Genomic DNA, 15,138 nt, shown 5'->3' on the forward strand with positions numbered 1-15,138 from the left:
TCCCGTCCGGTCGCCTCCGAAATGCTATTTCGTACTGCTGTGCGCACTCACGGGCATTCGGGTGAATGGAGAGAACCAAACGCCCTTTGGTGAGTTGGGCAGGGGGCTCCGGTACGGGGCATCCAGTACGAGAAGGGTTAATCGTGATCAAGAAGGTTCTGGCTACGGGTGCCGTTGCCGCCTCCATCCTCGGTCTGGGCGCGACCCAGGCCATGGCCATCGGTGACGACGGCGGTACGACCTCGGTCAACGGCAACGGAGCCTCGCAGTCGTTCGGCAACGCCGAGACCCACGGTGACCTCAGCCCGCAGTTCGGCCTGGTCCAGGGCAGCCTGAACAAGCCCTGCGTCGGTCTGCCGGCCAAGGTCAACGCCGGCTCGCTCGTCGGCCTGGTCCCGGTCGCGGTCCAGGACCTCAACGTCCTGTCCTCGCCGCAGAACCAGCAGTGCACCGAGAACTCCACCCAGGCCAAGGGCGACGAGCCGCTCTCGCACATCCTGGACGGCATCCCGGTGCTCTCCGGCAACGGTGCCGGCAACAGCTGATCCGCAGCTGACCCAGCCGTAACAGGCCCGGGCCGCCGGTGTTCCTCCTCCGCGCGGCCCGGGCCTGTTGCTGTCATTCCCCGGAATGGGTGGGTCGGATTGTCGGAAGATCTCGTTGGTGATATCGAGCGATCGATATTGCGTCAATCGGGCGACTTTCAGAGAATCTTCTGGCTGAAGAGTTTCGCCCATGGTCTTAAATCGTTATGAATTACAGCGGCGGAGTTACGAGTGATCAGGATCGCGCTCGTGCGGCACGAAAGACGTTGCTGCTTCGGACTCCGTCGAAGAAAGGGAACAAAAGTGAAGTACACCAAGGTTGCCGCCATCGCCGCCGGAACCCTGATGGCGATGGGTGCCGCCGCCCCCGCCTTCGCCGACTCGGGCGCCGAGGGCGGTGCCGCCCTCTCCCCGGGCGTGCTGTCCGGTAACTCCGTCCAGATCCCGGTTCACGTTCCGATCAACGCGTGCGGCAACACCCTGAACGTGATCGGTCTGCTCAACCCCGCCTTCGGCAACAACTGCGCCAACGTCTGATCCCTGGTCGGACGGGCCGAACGCCCGTGACCGGAAGGCCCCGGATCGCATGCGATGCGATCCGGGGCCTTTCTGCATTCTCCCCGGCATTCGATCGGGTGGTCCCGCAGAAAAGGCGACTCCGTCCAGTTGCCGTGTCGCCATCGCATCGTTACCCAGGGTGAAAGCGGCAGAAGGCACGGCTAAAGAAGGCTCGTGCGGCGCGGGTGCGCGACCGAACAGATGCCGCTGCAGAAGGGAACCCGAAAGTGAAGTACGCGAAGACTGCTGCGTTCGTTGCCGGTTCCGTGGTTGCGCTCGGAACGGCTGCTCCCGCCTTCGCCGTCACCAACGCCACGGCCCCCAACTTCAGCCTCAACGGAGGCATCAACCAGGTGGTGGAGAGCGCCCCGCAGGCCGTCGACCCGATCGTCGACACGGTCGGCGACGCCGCGGAATCGGTGCAGAAGAACGGCACCGTCACCAAGCTGGCCGACCAGGCGACCGGTGCGGCCAAGGGTGCGGCCCCGCTCATCGGCGGCCTGCCGGTCGGCGGCTGACCTGTCGCGTCACAGCGGTTCCCGGCCGGCCCCGGCCTTTCGTATTCCTCCGGTGCACTGAATTCGGCGAACAGTCGAACGTAAAAGCACCGTTCGAGTGAATCAGCACAACTATCCCCGTCGTCGCGAGTTGATCAGTTCGCTCCGGACAGGCGGGCAACAGAAAACCCCAGAAGGGCTATTCAATGATCAAGAAGATTATGGCCTCGGCAGCAGTCGCTGCTTCGATCGTCGGTGTCTCCGCCGCGATCGCCCCGCAGGCCATGGCCATCGGCAACGACAGCGGCACGACGTCGGTCAACGGCAACGACGCCATCCAGTCGTACGGCAACTCCGCCACCCACGGCGACATGAGCCCGCAGTTCGCGCTCATCCAGGGCTCGCTCAACAAGCCCTGCATCGCCCTGCCGGCCAAGGCCAACGTCGGTTCGGTCCTCGGGGTCGTCCCGGTCTCGGTCCAGGACATCAACGTCCTGGCCTCGCCGCAGAACCAGCAGTGCACGGAGAACTCCACCCAGGCCAAGGGTGACGAGGCCCTCTCGCACATCCTGGACGACATCCCGATCCTGTCCGGCAACGGTGCCGGCAACAACTGAGGCCGTACCGCGCCGGGCTCTCCTCGCTGAACTCCACGGATCGGCAGGGGAGCGTGCCGCGGGCAGCTTCGAGCCCGCCTGCACGCAGTAGCTGAAACACCTTGTGGGGCCGTCACATCCACGCGGCAGCCGGTCTCCGGCCGCCCGGATGTGCCGGCCCCACTCGTGCGTCCGGGACGCGACGGCCCCTCGAAGGGGCGGGTGGACTGGGCCGGTTGCCGTAGTACGGGCAGCCCTCACCCGCCGCACCGGGTAGGGGCCACACATGGACCAGTACGACAGTCAACGCCCCCGCGACCGGCAGTGGCGCGCACAGGACGGCACACCCATCTACGACCGGCTGCTCGCCGAGTGGCAGGCGGCCCGCGGCGGTCCGGAGCCCGCGCCCCCGGCAGGGCCCGACCGGAGCCGCGCCGGCAGCAGGGTTCCCGCGGCCCGTACCTCCGGCGAGGCCGTCGACGGGTGACCACGACCGTCGAACTCATGCCGGATCGAACCCGTTTGAGTGGTACTGCGGAACCGACGCTTCCGTAGCGGGTTGATCAGTACGTTCCACAACGGGACGCTCCGAAAGGTGAAGCGTGATGAAGAAGATGATGGCCGGCGCAGCAGTGGCCGTGTCCCTGGTCGGTCTGTCCGCCGCCGCGGCCCCCGCGGCCATGGCGATCGGCAATGACGAGGGCACCACGTCGGTCAACGGCAACGGCGCCGTGAGCGACTTCGGCAACAGCGTGACCACGGGCGACGGCAGCCCGCAGTTCCAGCTCGTCCAGGGCACGCTGAACAAGGCCTGCGTCGGTCTGCCGGTGAAGGCCAACGCCGGTTCGCTCGTCGGCGTGCTGGTGCCGGTCGCGGTCCAGGACGTCAACGTGCTGTCCTCGCCGCAGAACCAGCAGTGCGCCGAGAACTCCACCCAGGCCAAGGGCGACGAGCCGCTGTCGCACCTGGTCGACGACATCCCGGTGCTCTCGGGCAACGGCATCGCCAACGACTGACGCGCCCGAGGCGCGGGCTGCCCAGGGATTCACCCCGTGGCAGCCCGCACCGCGGTGCACCGCGCCGTACAGCAGGATCCGGGGCACACCGCCCCAGGGCTCCACGCACAAGGATGCCCACCGCACCACGGGGGGCGGTGGGCATCCGGCGTTCCGGGGGCGGGTCAGCCCAGGCTGCGGACCGGGACGACGCAGTGGGCGGAGGTCGTGATGACCTCCGGGTCGGCCGCGAAGGACCGCAGCAGCTCCTCGCTCACCGGCCGGCCCGGTGCGCCCTGGGGCCACGGCCGGGTGGCGAACATGGTGTGCACCTCGCCCCGCAGGCCGGCCGCGGCCAGCCACTCGGGCGGTGCGGGGTACTGGGCCGTGAAGTGAGGCAGCGTGAGGACGGCCTGGCCGGCCTGGACGAGCAGCTTCACGGGGAGGCCCGGGTTCTCGGCGGCGTACACCGGAGCGCTGCCGACCGGCAGTCCGCAGCGCTCCAGGGCCGCGCGCGTGGCGGTCTCGCCGACGGCGGGGCCCTCCGAGCCGTCGCCCAGCGAGTAGACGAGCAGGAAGGCGACATCCTGGCCGTCGGCGGGATGTTCACCGCTCCACCCGATCAGTGTGATCGTGCCCAACTGGGCTTGTGTGAACGTGCCGGTACCGGTCTGGGGTGAGGTCATGCTCGGCACCATAACGGCCCCGGACCGGGCGTTGTGCATGCGTATCACCTGATTGAGGGATGTACCGGGATAAACCTGATGAAAGTGGCCCGGATCGTTTCCATCCGACGGATGGACACGGCCTCGATCAAATGTGTTGAGCCGGCCGGTGCGTGCGGGCTATGGTGTTCACTGTTCCGGACGGCGGAGATCAACTACCGCTGTCGGTCCCGTGCTTGAACCAGGAGGTGAGGATCGTGATGACTGTCGCTGCGATGGGCGCTGCCCACAACTCGAAGAGCATCGTTCCCACCCCCGTGGTCGCCGGCTGACCTACTCCGCAACTCTCCGCGCCCGTGTGCGCGCTGCCGGGGCCACCCTTTGAAGGGTTTCCCTTGTCTTTCCCGTCCTTCCCCTCTTCTGTCTCCTCTCTTCAGGGCTCGTCCGCGTCGCACCCGCTGTCCCCGTACGGCTGGGACGACGCGTGGGCGGCCGAATTCGCGCCGCACGCCGAGCAGGGTCTGCTGCCCGGGCGCGTGGTGCGGGTGGACCGCGGTCAGTGCGATGTCGTCACCCCCGAGGGCACGCTCCGCGCCGACACCGCCTTCGTCGTCCCGCGCGATCCGATGCGGATCGTCTGCACCGGCGACTGGGTCGCGGTCGACCCCGACGGCGACCCGCAGTTCGTACGGACGCTGCTGCCGCGGCGAACCGCCTTCGTCCGCTCGACGTCCTCGCAGCGCTCCGAGGGCCAGGTGCTCGCCACCAATGTGGACCACATCGTCATCTGCCTCTCGCTCGCGGTCGATTTCGACCTGGGGCGGGTGGAGCGCTTCCTCGCCCTCGCCATGTCCAGCTCCAGCGGTGACGCGCTGCTGGGGGGCGGCGGGCCGGCCGGGAACGGTGCGGCCGAGCCGATCGTGGTGCTGACCAAGGCCGATCTCGTACCGGACGCCACCACGCTGTCGTACCTCGTCCAGGACATCGAGGGCGTCGCGCCCGGGGTGCAGGTGCTGACCGTCAGCTCCGCCACGGGAGAGGGCATCGATGTCTTCTCCGCCATCGTCTCGGGCGGTACCAGCGTGCTGCTCGGTGCCTCCGGCGCGGGCAAGTCGACCCTCGCCAACACCCTCCTGGGCCGCGACGTGATGGAGGTGCAGGCCGCGCGGGACGTCGACGGCAAGGGCCGGCACACCACCACCACCCGCAATCTGCTGCTGCTGCCCTCCGGCGGCGTGCTGATCGACACCCCCGGGCTGCGCGGGGTCGGGCTCTGGGACGCGGAGGCCGGTGTCGGCCAGGTCTTCTCCGAGATCGAGGAGCTGGCCGAGCAGTGCCGGTTCCACGACTGCGCCCATGAGTCGGAGCCCGGCTGCGCGGTGCTCGCCGCGATCGAGGACGGTTCGCTGCACGAGCGGCGCCTCGACAGCTTCCGCAAGCTGATCCGCGAGAACCAGCGCATCGCCGCCAAGACCGACGCCCGGATGCGCACGGAGATGCTGCGCGACTGGAAGCGCAAGGGCGCCGAGGGCCGGTTCGCCATGGAGGCGAAGCGGGGCCGGGTGCGGTAGGCGGTGGTCCCCGGTCCGCGGGCGTCCCGGGCCGCCGACCGGTGGGTCCACGTCCGAAAACCGCCAGTCCGGTGCCGGTGGGTGCCGCACACTGGACGGTGTGATGGACGAACGGACCAGGTACGAGGCGGTGAGCAGCCGCGACGCCCGTTTCGACGGCGAGTTCTTCTTCGCCGTCGAAACGACCGGGATCTACTGCCGGCCGAGCTGCCCCGCCGTCACGCCCAAGCGGAAGAACGTCCGCTTCTACCCGACCGCGGCCGCCGCGCAGGGCCACGGCTTCCGGGCCTGCCGGCGGTGCCGCCCGGACGCCGTGCCGGGCTCGGCGGAATGGAACGTGCGGGCCGATGTCGTGGGCCGCGCCATGCGGATGATCGGCGACGGTGTGGTGGACCGGGAGGGCGTGCCCGGTCTGGCCCACCGGCTCGGCTACAGCTCACGCCAGGTGCAGCGGCAGCTCAACGCCGAGCTGGGCGCCGGCCCCGTGGCGCTCGCCCGCGCCCAGCGGGCCCACACGGCACGGGTGCTGCTCCAGACGACCGGGCTGCCCGTGACGGAGATCGCCTTCGCGTCGGGCTTCGCCAGCGTGCGCCAGTTCAACGACACGATCCGGCAGATCTACGCCCGGACGCCGAGCGCGCTGCGGGCCGAGGCGGGGACGGGGCTGGGAGCGGCGGTCCGGGAGGCGCACACCGCCGGGATCCCGCTGCGGCTCGCCCACCGGGGGCCGTACGCCACCCGTGAGGTCTTCGACCTCCTGGCCGCCGAGACGGTCGCCCGGATCGAGGAGGTCGGCGGTGAGCCGGGCGCCCGGGTCTACCGGCGCGCGCTGCGGCTTCCGTACGGCACGGGCGTCGTGGCGGTCGACGAGCGGTCCGCCGGGGCCTGGCTGGAGGCCAGGATCCACCTCACGGATCTGCGGGACCTGACAACGGCCGTCCAGCGGCTGCGGCGGCTCTTCGACCTGGACGCCGATCCGTACGCCGTCGACGAGCGGCTCGGCGCCGACCCGCTCCTCGCGCCGGGCGTCGCCGCCCGCCCCGGGCTGCGTTCGCCGGGCGCCGCGGACCCGGAGGAGTTCGCGGTACGGGCGCTGGTGGGGCGGGAAGAGGCGGAGCGGCTGGTGAAGCTGTACGGGAAGGCCCTGGACGTGCCCTTCGGCGGGCTGACGCATGTGTTTCCCGAGCCGGGGGTGCTGGCCGGTGCGGCGAGCGATCCGGAGCTGCGGGCGCTGGCGGCCGCGCTCGCCGACGGGGACCTGAGGCTCGACGCCGGGGCCGACCGCGACGAGGCCGAGCAGGCGCTCCTGCGGCTGCCGGGGATCGGCCCGGCAGCCGCGGCGCTGATCAGGATGCGTGCGCTCGGTGACCCGGACGTGGATCCGGACGGGCGGCCCGAGGCGGACCGGTGGCGGCCCTGGCGTTCGTACGGGGTGCGCCACCTGGGGCTGCTGTGAGGGGGCTCAGGCGGGCAGACCCCAGCGCGGAGCGGGTTCGTTCGCCGCTACCGGGCGGATGGTCAGGTCAGGCCGGTCGCCCCGCGCCGTGATCAGCGCCGATTCGCCCTTGCCGAGGCGGATGCGCACCGTGCCGTCGGCCGACGCCTCGTGCTCCAGCGGCCGTCCGCGCCGGTCGCGGATCTCCACCGGGCCGTCGATGCCGTGGCGTACGACGCAGGGTGCGCCGGCCTCGCTGGTCAGCCGCACCCAGCGGGTCCGGCCCTCCTCGCGTACCGCACTGAGCAGGAAGGCGCCCTGGGTCCGGAAGTCGTGCACGGTCAGTTCCCGCCACGCGGCGGGCAGTGCCGGGAAGACCCTGATCGTGCCGCCCCAGGACTGGCAGACCATGTCGTGCAGCGACTGGGCCGCCGAGAGCGGGGTCTCGATGACCGGGCCGGACTCCTTGTACATGGTGTTCGCCTGGATGAAGCGGCTCATCAACTGGCCCAGGTACTTCAGCGCGTCCTCGCCCTTGCCGAGCAGCGCGGACATCGACGCGGCGCCGGTGAAGGTGTAGCCCTGGAGGGCGCCTTCGAAGCCGACCCAGTGGGCGAGGGACTTCTCGATCAGGGCGCGTTCGCCGGCCGTCGCGCCGGTCAGCTCGTACAGCGGGTACACCGCGAGCATGTGCGAGTAGTGGCGGTGCGACTTCGCGAACGGGACCCCGGCGCCGATCATGAATCCGTCGGCATCGACGGGGTAGGGCGCGAGTCTGGCCAGGACCTCCTGCCAGCGGGCGGTCAGCGGGTCGCGGACGCCGAGCCGCTCGGCCGATTCCAGCAGGGTGCGGCAGCCCCAGCGCAGCAGCATCAGGTCGTAGTTGCAGTCGGGGGCGTTGACGCCGTACTCGGGGGAGAACGTCGCCGGGAGGTGCAGCTTTCCGTCCGCGCCGGGCGTCAGGAAGTGCAGGTAGTAGTTGACGGCCTTGCGCAGCAGCGGGAAGAGCGTGTCGCGCAGGATCGACTCGTCCATGGTGTGGCGGTAGGAGAGCCAGACGTTGTGCAGCGCCCAGGTCAGATTGCCGACCTCGGGAGTGGGCGGGTCCTGGCCGGGGATGCCGACCCCGTAGCCGCCGTCGGTCACCGAGGCACCGTTGACCAACTGGGGATCGGTGGTGCGGGGGATGCCGGCCGAGTCGGCCCGGTAGGGGGCGGAGACCTCGCGCGAGAGCTGGTCCCGGAATTCGCTGAGGGCGCGGGTGACGGCGTCCAGTTCCAGGTGGTTGGAGCCGTGGATCAGCCAGTACTCCAGCTGGACGTTGAGGTTCCACCAGGTGTTGGGCCAGGGCGTGGGTTCCAGCCAGGGGCCGGAGGTGGCCATCACCGGGGCGTCCTTGCGGGCCGCCGACGCGGTCTTGTAGAGCTGGATCCAGTAGAACCGCTGCAGCCGGGCGTCGGGCAGGGACAGGAAGCTCTTCCGGTAGAACCGGTCCCACCAGGCGCGATGGGGTGCGGCGAGCGGGCCGTACGGGAGCGCGGAAGCGGTCTTGACGGTACGCAGCGCACGGTCGCGGGCTGTCGTCGCCGGGTGGGAGTGCGCGACCGTGACGTAGAGGGTGCGGGTCGTGCCCCTGGTGCGTTCGCGCCAGGCGGTGACGTGCTGACCGCCTGCCAGCAGCGGCTGGACGGCGGTGGTGGTGTCGCCGTGCTGCTCGGTCACCGCGGGAGGGTTGCCGGTGTAGCCGTCCGGGACCGGCTTGAAGGCGGCGCGCGGGCTGATCGCCTCGGCGGGGTGGAAGACCCAGCGGAAGTCCTGTTCGCCCGCGCTCGGGGTGATTTCCACGGCGAGCAGATCGCTGGTGGAGTGGACGAAGGCACGGAGCTTCAGGGTGCCAGCGGTCGTGGTGATCGTGCCTTCGAGCTGGGCGGTGCGCAGCCGCATCCACCACTCGATGCCCGTGATGGCGCCGACCGGCTCCAGGGTGAAGTGGCCGATGGGGAGGCGGGCGAGGCCGAAGAGCGAACCGAACTCGGGGCGGTGGTCCTGGACCTCGGAGTGCTGGACGTTGAAGCGGACGGCCCGGGTGGTGGCGCCGGGTTCCGCGTAGATGCCGGAGCCGAGGCGGCCGTTGCCGAGGTACGGGCCCTCGTACCAGGTCTTCGGCAGCTTCTGCCAGAGCAGATCGGCGTCGTCGAGGACCGTACGCCAGCTGTCGTCGGGGGAGTGCACGGTGGTGGGGGTGGCGGGGGCCGGGGTGGGGGCAGGTGCGGCCGGGGTGGCTGCCAGGGCGGGGACGGCCGGGCCGACCGCCACGAGTGCGCCGCCGATCGCGGTGCCGGTGGCGAGCACCGTCCTGCGCGAAGGGGCGGGTCGGGACGGGGATGAGGCTTCGGTCCGGGGCGAGCGGGAGGGGTCCGGTGCTGTGGACAAGGCTTCTCCTGGCGACTCGTACGCAGGCGCTCAATTCATCCGAGCTATTCCTTGAGGGAAGGTAGGCCCGGGGTATTGCTGCGTCAATGGAGCGGGAGAGATCCGATGTGTTTCCGTGTATCTGGACGGTGTCCAGCAGGATGTCGCAAGGGTGGGGCGTGGATCAGGCCCAGATCACCGCGCCGAGCCAGGCGCCCGTCACCAGCAGGCACGCGAAGAGCTCGACGAGTACCGCGTAGCCGGTCGCCCGCATCACCGAGCGCACCGATGTCCACCCCGCCCCGTGGCTGCCAAGCCGCAGCCGCTCCGCTCCGTAGATGGTCCCCACGTATCCGGCGACCGCACCGATCACCGGCACCACGAAGAAGCCCACGATCGCGCCGATCCCGCCGAGCATCAGGGTCTTGCGCGGCGCGCCCGTCTCGCGCGGGCGGCGTGGCGGCAGCAGCGGCTTCAGCGCCTGGTTCAGCAGCAGCAGCGCCGTCGCGCCGATGAGTACGCCCCAGGCGACCGGCGTCATGTCGGTCAGCGCCCACCACAGCACGGCTGCCCAGACGATCGCCTGCCCGGGTGCCCCCGGCACCAGCACACCCAGCAGGCCGAGGAGCATGACGAGGCCGACGGCGACGAGTTGCCACACGCTCATCTGACCAGCCTGCCGGAGTCCGGCCGGTCCCGCCCGCCAGCGCACCCGGGGGCAGAGGGGGTCGGTGCAGCTCAGGGCCGTATCGGAGCAGTAGCGGTGTGTGGTCGCGGCCGTGCCGGGGCGGCCTCTTCGGGACCGTGACGGGTCTCTTCGGAGCCGGGGGCGCACGGGCCGGAACCGGGGTGTGTGGGCCGGAACCGGGGCGTGCGGGTCAGGGCCGGGGCGTGCGGGCCACCCAGCCCCGTTCGTACGCGTGCCAGCCCAGCTGGAGCCGGGTGGAGACGCCGGTCAGCTCCATCAGCCCCTTCACCCTTCTCTGTACGGTCCGCAGTCCCAGCTCCAGCTGTTTCGCCACGCTCGCGTCCGTCAGCCCGGCCAGCAGCAGCGAAAGGATCTCCAGGTCCGTGGGATCGGGGCCGGTGGCCTCCTCCTGGAACCGGCCTCCCTCGCCCAGCCTGAGCGGCATCGCCTCGCGCCACACCGCCTCGAAGAGTCCCATCAGTGACTCCAGCAGCCCGGAGGCATGGACCACCAGGGCGGCCGGTTCGGCGCCGTGCCTGGTCAGCGGCACCATCGCCAGGGCGCCGTCCGCGACGACCAGCTTGGTCGGCACCCGGTCGATGACCCGGCACTGCTCGTTCCGGCTCAGCGCCGTCGACAGCTCCAGGATCCCGAACGGCATCGAGAGCGTCTCCCGCTCGACCACCACCCGGTAGGACACCCCGCGCGTCGCGACCTGCTCCTCGGCCTCGTTCTCCATCCCGCTGACCGCGATCGGCTTCCCGGTGACCAGGGCGCACACCTCGCTCGTCGCACCGAGCTGCAACTGGTGGAAGCGGTGCGACACCGCGCTCGCCCCCGTGACCACCTCGACCAGATCGTGCACGGCAGGCTCGGCGGCCTCTGCCCGGTACTCCTCGGCGAGCAGCGCCGCCGCCAGCTCCGCCTGCTCCAGCTCATGGCGCTGCTGGGTGAGCAGGGCCCCGAGCGCCACTCCCGGCGGAGCCGCCACCCAGCGTCCCGTGCGGGCCGAAGCCTGCGCGGCCAGACCGTGCTGCTCCAGCCTGCGCAGCGCCCGCTCGGTGTCCGGCTCGGGAAGGCCCAGCCGGTGCGCGAGATCGGAGACCTCCGCGGCCCCCACCGCCACGAGTGCGCGGTACGCCGACTCCTGTATCTCGTCGAGCCCTATGGCTCCCAGCATTTCCGGACCCCTCCCGGACGCGTTGATTCCGCACGATGTCGCCGTCGTCGGGCGTCCTCCCATGGCGGAAAGCGGCCACGGCGTAAACCCGCCGTGTACATCATCCCTTTATCGCCTGGCGCTCTGCCAATGTGGCGCCACCGAAGTACCAACAACCTCCGGAAGACTGCGGTTTGCGCTGATTGGTTCCGGATTTACTTGGGGAGAGCGATGCGTCCGATATCGCGTACGGCGCTGGGTGCGGCCACCGCCGCCGTCCTGGCCGTCACCGCGATCGCACCGTCCGCGGCAGCGCCGCAGGACGACGCGACAGGGAAGAGAGCACTGACCGGCAGTTCGGCCGCCGAAGCCAAGAAGGACAAGTCGGTCACCGTGACCCTGGTCACCGGTGACAAGATCCTGGTGGGCAAGGACAGTTCGGGGGCCGACTCGGCCACCGCGCTGCCCCGCGAGGACGGCACCGTTCCCCTGGTGCAGACCAGGCAGTCCGGCAAGGACCTCTATGTCTACCCCGAAAGCGCCGCCGCCGCGCTCGCCGCGGGCAAGGTCGACGAGGAGCTCTTCAATGTCACCGGCCTCATCCGGCAGGGTTACGACGACGCCCACACCAAGTCGCTGCCGCTGATCGCGGTGTACGGCGAGGGACAGGCCCGCTCCACCTTCGCCACCCCGCGCGGCGCCAAGCGCGGACTCGCGCTCGACGCCATCGGCGGTCTCGCCCTCAAGGCGGAGAAGGAGAAGGCCGCCGAATTCTGGTCGGACGTCACCCGGGGTACCCGTTCCTTCTCGACCTCCGGCATGAAGAAGCTCTGGCTCGACCGCAAGGTTCAGGCCACCCTCGACAGGTCGACGAAGCAGGTCGGCGCCGACCTCGCCTGGGCCGCCGGATACGACGGCAAGGGCACCAAGGTCGCCGTCCTCGACACCGGTGTCGACGCCGAACACCCCGACCTCAAGGGCCGGGTCGCCGCCTCGGAGAACTTCACCGACTCCGACTCCACCGACGACCGCCAGGGCCACGGCACCCACACCATCTCCACCGTCGGCGGCTCCGGCGCGGCCAGCGGCGGCAAGAAGAAGGGCGTCGCACCCGGCGCCGACCTGCTCGCGGGCAAGGTCCTCAACGACAGCGGCTCCGGCGCCGAGTCCTGGATCATCGCCGGCATGCAGTGGGCCGTCGACCAGAAGGCCGATGTCGTCTCCATGAGCCTCGGCAGCCCCGAACCGACGGACTGCACCGACCCGATGAGCGTCGCCGCCGAGGAACTCGCGCAGAACAAGGGCACCTTGTTCGTGATCGCGGCCGGCAACGCGGGCCCGACGTTCAACACCGTCTCCTCGCCCGGCTGCGCCCCGAGCGTGCTGACCGTCGGGGCCGTCGACCGCGACGACACCACGGCCCAGTTCTCCAGCCGCGGCCCGGTCATCGGATCGCACACCCTCAAGCCCGAGATCACCGCCCCCGGCGTCGCCATCTCGGCCGCCGCGGCAGGTGGCCGCGGCGTCTACGCGTACCAGTCGATGTCCGGTACGTCGATGGCCACTCCGCATGTCGCGGGCGCCGCGGCCATCGTGAAGCAGCGTCACCCGGACTGGACCGCCCAGCAGATCAAGGCGGCGCTCGTCTCGTCCGCGAAGAGCGACATCCCCGGCGACGTGCGCGAGACCGGCGGCGGCCGCCTCGACGTCAAGGCCGCCATCGACACCACCGTCGTCGGCGCCCCCGCCATCCAGGGCGGCACCTACAACTGGCCGCAGGACCGGACCGACCGCACCACGGTCGACGTCCCCTACACCAACTCCGGTACCAAGCCGGTGAAGCTGTCGCTGAGTGTGCAGGGCGTCACCGGCAACGACGGCTCGGCCGTCCGCTCCTCCGTCGCGAAGCTCGGTGCGAACACCGTCACCGTCCCGGCCGGAGCCACCGTCAAGGTCCCGCTGCAGATCGATCCGACGGCCAGGCTGAAGGCCGCGCAGTACGGTGACGTCACCGGACGCGTGCTGGCCACCGGCCCCGGCGGCGCCAGGGTCTCCACCCCGTTCTCGCTGTATGTCGGGGCCGAGACCGTCACGCTGCGGGTCAAGCTCGTCGACGGCGCCGGCAAGCCGGCTGCGGGCTCCTCCTCGCTCGACGTCATCGGCACCGACGACTCCAAGGGCGAGCGCCGCTTCAACGACGGCTCCACCGATCAGGTCTACCAGGTGCGCCCCGGGGCGTACTTCGTCTCCGGCTTCGTCACCACGGCCGACCCGAAGGACGCCACCGGCAACGCGGACGAGTCCGTCGCCTACCTCGCGCGGCCCCAGGTGAACGTCACCAAGGACACGACCCTGGTCCTGGATGCCCGCAAGGCACACCGGCTTCAGGTGAAGACCGAGGACCGCGCCTCCGAGAGCCGCTCCACGACGCTCGCGTTCGGCCGCACCTGGGACGATGTCTGGCTGCACGCGGGCTCCGTCTCCGGTGGCTCCGCGGTCAGGAACTACCTGGTCGACGTGCAGGGCAAGGCCAGTGACGGCGACTTCGAGTTCGCCAGCTTCTGGCGCGCGTACGCCCCGCAGATCGAGAAGCTGTCGGTCGTCGGCGGTGTCGAACTGCACCCGAAGGTGGCGAGCACCGGCTCCGTCAACCTCGACGGCACCGGCGAGGCCGCCCTCGTCGACGCCGGAACCGGTACCCCCGACGAGCTGAAGGCCGCGGACGCCGCCGGAAAGATCGCCCTGGTCCAGGTCGCCGACGGCAACAACAACGTCTACGCCCAGGTGCGCAACGCCAGGGCCGCGGGCGCCAAGGCCATCATCGCCCACCGTCCCTCCGCAGGACCCTGGCAGCCGTCCATCGGCTACGCCGCGTCGACGCTGCCCGCGCTCGGCATCGAGGCCGGTGAGGCCGAGGCGCTGAAGACCGCCCTGGCCGACGGCCCGGTCCGGCTGAGCTGGACGGCCACCGCGGTCAGCCCGTTCGTCTACAACCTGGCCTTCCCGGAGACCGGCCCGGTCACCTCGGACCGCACCTACAAGGTTCGCGACACCAAGCTCGGCAAGGTCACGGCCAACTACGAGGCGATGGGCCTCGCGGCGGACTACGTCGACATGATGATCATCAACCGGCCGTACGGCGGTGCGTTCTCCGGCGTCACCGACTACGTCGCCGCCCCCAGCAAGCGCACCGAGTACTACTCGGCGGGCGACACCGCGTGGGTCCGGTACATCTCCTCCAGCTTCCCCTGGGGCGAGATGATGGTCGACCAGCCGCGCACCTACACGGCAGGCTCGAAGCGTACGGAGAACTGGTACCGGGGCATCCCCGTCCCCGCCGCCCCGCGTGACGTGGCCGGCAAGCTCCAGCTCGCCGCCGAGCGCCAGGACAACCTGATCGGCGTCGCCCCGGGCTTCTGGAGCGACAGCGAGCACGCCGGTCTGCAGGGCTCCTTCGGTGACGTGGGCAACATGAGGCTGTCCAGCGGCGGCAAGCTGATCGGCGAGACCGGCTGGCCGTCCGGGGTGTTCACCGTCCCGGCGGAGGACGCCGCGTACGAACTCACCATGCAGACCACCCGGTTGGGTCAGCCCGCCGCCGTGTGGAAGCGGTCCACCAGCACCGAGACCACCTGGAAGTTCCGTTCGGAGCGGGAAGAGAACGCGTACTCCCAGGGCATCCCGCTGCTCTTCCCGGGCTACGACCTGGACTCGGACGGGCTCAAGACCCTCGCGGCCGAGGACGGTCAGAAGATCGGCCTGAGCGTCTCCGGTCACGCCGGCTACACGCCCGGCAAGCTGACCGCGGCCAAGGTCTCGTACTCCTACGACGGCGGGAAGACCTGGACCGAGGCGACCACCGCACAGCAGGACGGCCGGTGGACCGCGACCGTGAACCACGCGGGAGCGGCCGGCAAGCCGGTCACCCTGAAGACCGAACTGACGGACGCCAACGGCAACTCCGTCATCCAGACCGTGAACGACGCGTACGCCGTGCGCTGATCACGACCTGACCGG

At 70.5% G+C, this 15,138-nt stretch carries 13 protein-coding genes; 9 read left to right on the plus strand and 4 right to left on the minus strand.

Going from position 1 to position 15,138, the window contains the following annotated elements:
• Nucleotides 1–143: 143 nt before the first annotated feature.
• The 6 genes from ACFYY1_RS17055 to ACFYY1_RS17080 all read left to right on the plus strand — a co-directional run bounded on the left by ACFYY1_RS17055 (nucleotide 144) and on the right by ACFYY1_RS17080 (nucleotide 3,212).
• Entirely contained in the window at nucleotides 144–545 is a 402-nt protein-coding gene (locus tag ACFYY1_RS17055; RefSeq protein WP_388585779.1) for a rodlin, read from the plus strand.
• A 303-nt stretch (nucleotides 546–848) separates the two neighbouring features.
• Nucleotides 849–1,082, plus strand: coding sequence for a chaplin (locus ACFYY1_RS17060; RefSeq protein WP_388585782.1), 234 nt, complete (start codon nucleotides 849–851; stop codon nucleotides 1,080–1,082).
• Nucleotides 1,083–1,330: 248 nt separating this feature from the next.
• Nucleotides 1,331–1,621 (plus strand): hypothetical protein, encoded by a 291-nt coding sequence (locus ACFYY1_RS17065; protein WP_388585784.1) that lies wholly within the window; start codon nucleotides 1,331–1,333, stop codon nucleotides 1,619–1,621.
• Between the two features lie 185 nt (nucleotides 1,622–1,806).
• A complete protein-coding gene (locus ACFYY1_RS17070; RefSeq protein ID WP_388585786.1) occupies nucleotides 1,807–2,217 on the plus strand; it encodes a rodlin in 411 nt (136 codons plus the stop codon).
• A gap of 265 nt (nucleotides 2,218–2,482) precedes the next feature.
• Nucleotides 2,483–2,683 carry a hypothetical protein gene (locus ACFYY1_RS17075; RefSeq protein ID WP_388585789.1) on the plus strand — a complete coding sequence of 67 codons (201 nt, stop codon included), beginning with the start codon at nucleotides 2,483–2,485 and terminating at the stop codon, nucleotides 2,681–2,683.
• 118 nt (nucleotides 2,684–2,801) lie between these two features.
• A complete protein-coding gene (locus tag ACFYY1_RS17080) occupies nucleotides 2,802–3,212 on the plus strand; it encodes a rodlin (RefSeq protein WP_388585791.1) in 411 nt (136 codons plus the stop codon).
• A gap of 164 nt (nucleotides 3,213–3,376) precedes the next feature.
• Here the strand turns inward: ACFYY1_RS17080 and ACFYY1_RS17085 are convergent, their stop codons facing one another.
• A complete protein-coding gene (locus tag ACFYY1_RS17085; RefSeq protein ID WP_388585794.1) occupies nucleotides 3,377–3,877 on the minus strand; it encodes a DUF5949 family protein in 501 nt (166 codons plus the stop codon).
• 374 nt (nucleotides 3,878–4,251) lie between these two features.
• Between ACFYY1_RS17085 and rsgA the strand changes: the two genes are divergently transcribed.
• Together rsgA and ACFYY1_RS17095 are read left to right on the plus strand one after the other, a co-directional pair.
• On the plus strand, nucleotides 4,252–5,427 hold the full coding sequence (gene rsgA, locus ACFYY1_RS17090) for a ribosome small subunit-dependent GTPase A (RefSeq protein WP_388585796.1): 1,176 nt from the start codon (nucleotides 4,252–4,254) through the stop codon (nucleotides 5,425–5,427).
• 103 nt (nucleotides 5,428–5,530) lie between these two features.
• Complete coding sequence (locus ACFYY1_RS17095; protein ID WP_388586267.1) at nucleotides 5,531–6,883, plus strand: DNA-3-methyladenine glycosylase 2 family protein; 1,353 nt, start codon at nucleotides 5,531–5,533, stop codon at nucleotides 6,881–6,883.
• Nucleotides 6,884–6,889: 6 nt separating this feature from the next.
• Here ACFYY1_RS17095 and ACFYY1_RS17100 read toward each other — a convergent pair whose 3' ends face one another.
• From ACFYY1_RS17100 to ACFYY1_RS17110, 3 genes are all read right to left on the minus strand, one after another.
• On the minus strand, nucleotides 6,890–9,214 hold the full coding sequence (locus ACFYY1_RS17100) for a glycoside hydrolase family 95-like protein (RefSeq protein ID WP_388586269.1): 2,325 nt from the start codon (nucleotides 9,212–9,214) through the stop codon (nucleotides 6,890–6,892).
• Between the two features lie 244 nt (nucleotides 9,215–9,458).
• Entirely contained in the window at nucleotides 9,459–9,941 is a 483-nt protein-coding gene (locus ACFYY1_RS17105) for a DUF456 domain-containing protein (RefSeq protein WP_388585799.1), read from the minus strand.
• Between the two features lie 211 nt (nucleotides 9,942–10,152).
• Entirely contained in the window at nucleotides 10,153–11,142 is a 990-nt protein-coding gene (locus ACFYY1_RS17110; RefSeq protein WP_388585801.1) for a helix-turn-helix domain-containing protein, read from the minus strand.
• Nucleotides 11,143–11,352: 210 nt separating this feature from the next.
• Here ACFYY1_RS17110 and ACFYY1_RS17115 point away from each other — a divergent pair, with 210 nt between their 5' ends.
• Nucleotides 11,353–15,123 carry a S8 family serine peptidase gene (locus ACFYY1_RS17115; protein ID WP_388585803.1) on the plus strand — a complete coding sequence of 1,257 codons (3,771 nt, stop codon included), beginning with the start codon at nucleotides 11,353–11,355 and terminating at the stop codon, nucleotides 15,121–15,123.
• The last annotated feature ends 15 nt before the right edge of the window (nucleotides 15,124–15,138 follow it).

Origin of the sequence: Streptomyces sp. NPDC001890 (genome assembly GCF_042891445.1) — a bacterium.
GTDB lineage: Bacteria > Actinomycetota > Actinomycetes > Streptomycetales > Streptomycetaceae > Streptomyces.

Excerpts from the sequence above, each read along its gene's own strand:
- ACFYY1_RS17115 (WP_388585803.1), top strand. The coding sequence starts at position 11,353 with ATGCGTCCGATATCGCGTACGGCGCTGGGTGCGGCCACCGCCGCCGTC.
- ACFYY1_RS17075 (WP_388585789.1), top strand. The coding sequence starts at position 2,483 with ATGGACCAGTACGACAGTCAACGCCCCCGCGACCGGCAGTGGCGCGCA.
- ACFYY1_RS17070 (WP_388585786.1), top strand. The coding sequence starts at position 1,807 with ATGATCAAGAAGATTATGGCCTCGGCAGCAGTCGCTGCTTCGATCGTC.
- ACFYY1_RS17080 (WP_388585791.1), top strand. The coding sequence starts at position 2,802 with ATGAAGAAGATGATGGCCGGCGCAGCAGTGGCCGTGTCCCTGGTCGGT.
- ACFYY1_RS17105 (WP_388585799.1), bottom strand. The coding sequence starts at position 9,941 with ATGAGCGTGTGGCAACTCGTCGCCGTCGGCCTCGTCATGCTCCTCGGC.
- ACFYY1_RS17095 (WP_388586267.1), top strand. The coding sequence starts at position 5,531 with ATGGACGAACGGACCAGGTACGAGGCGGTGAGCAGCCGCGACGCCCGT.
- ACFYY1_RS17110 (WP_388585801.1), bottom strand. The coding sequence starts at position 11,142 with ATGCTGGGAGCCATAGGGCTCGACGAGATACAGGAGTCGGCGTACCGC.
- ACFYY1_RS17085 (WP_388585794.1), bottom strand. The coding sequence starts at position 3,877 with ATGACCTCACCCCAGACCGGTACCGGCACGTTCACACAAGCCCAGTTG.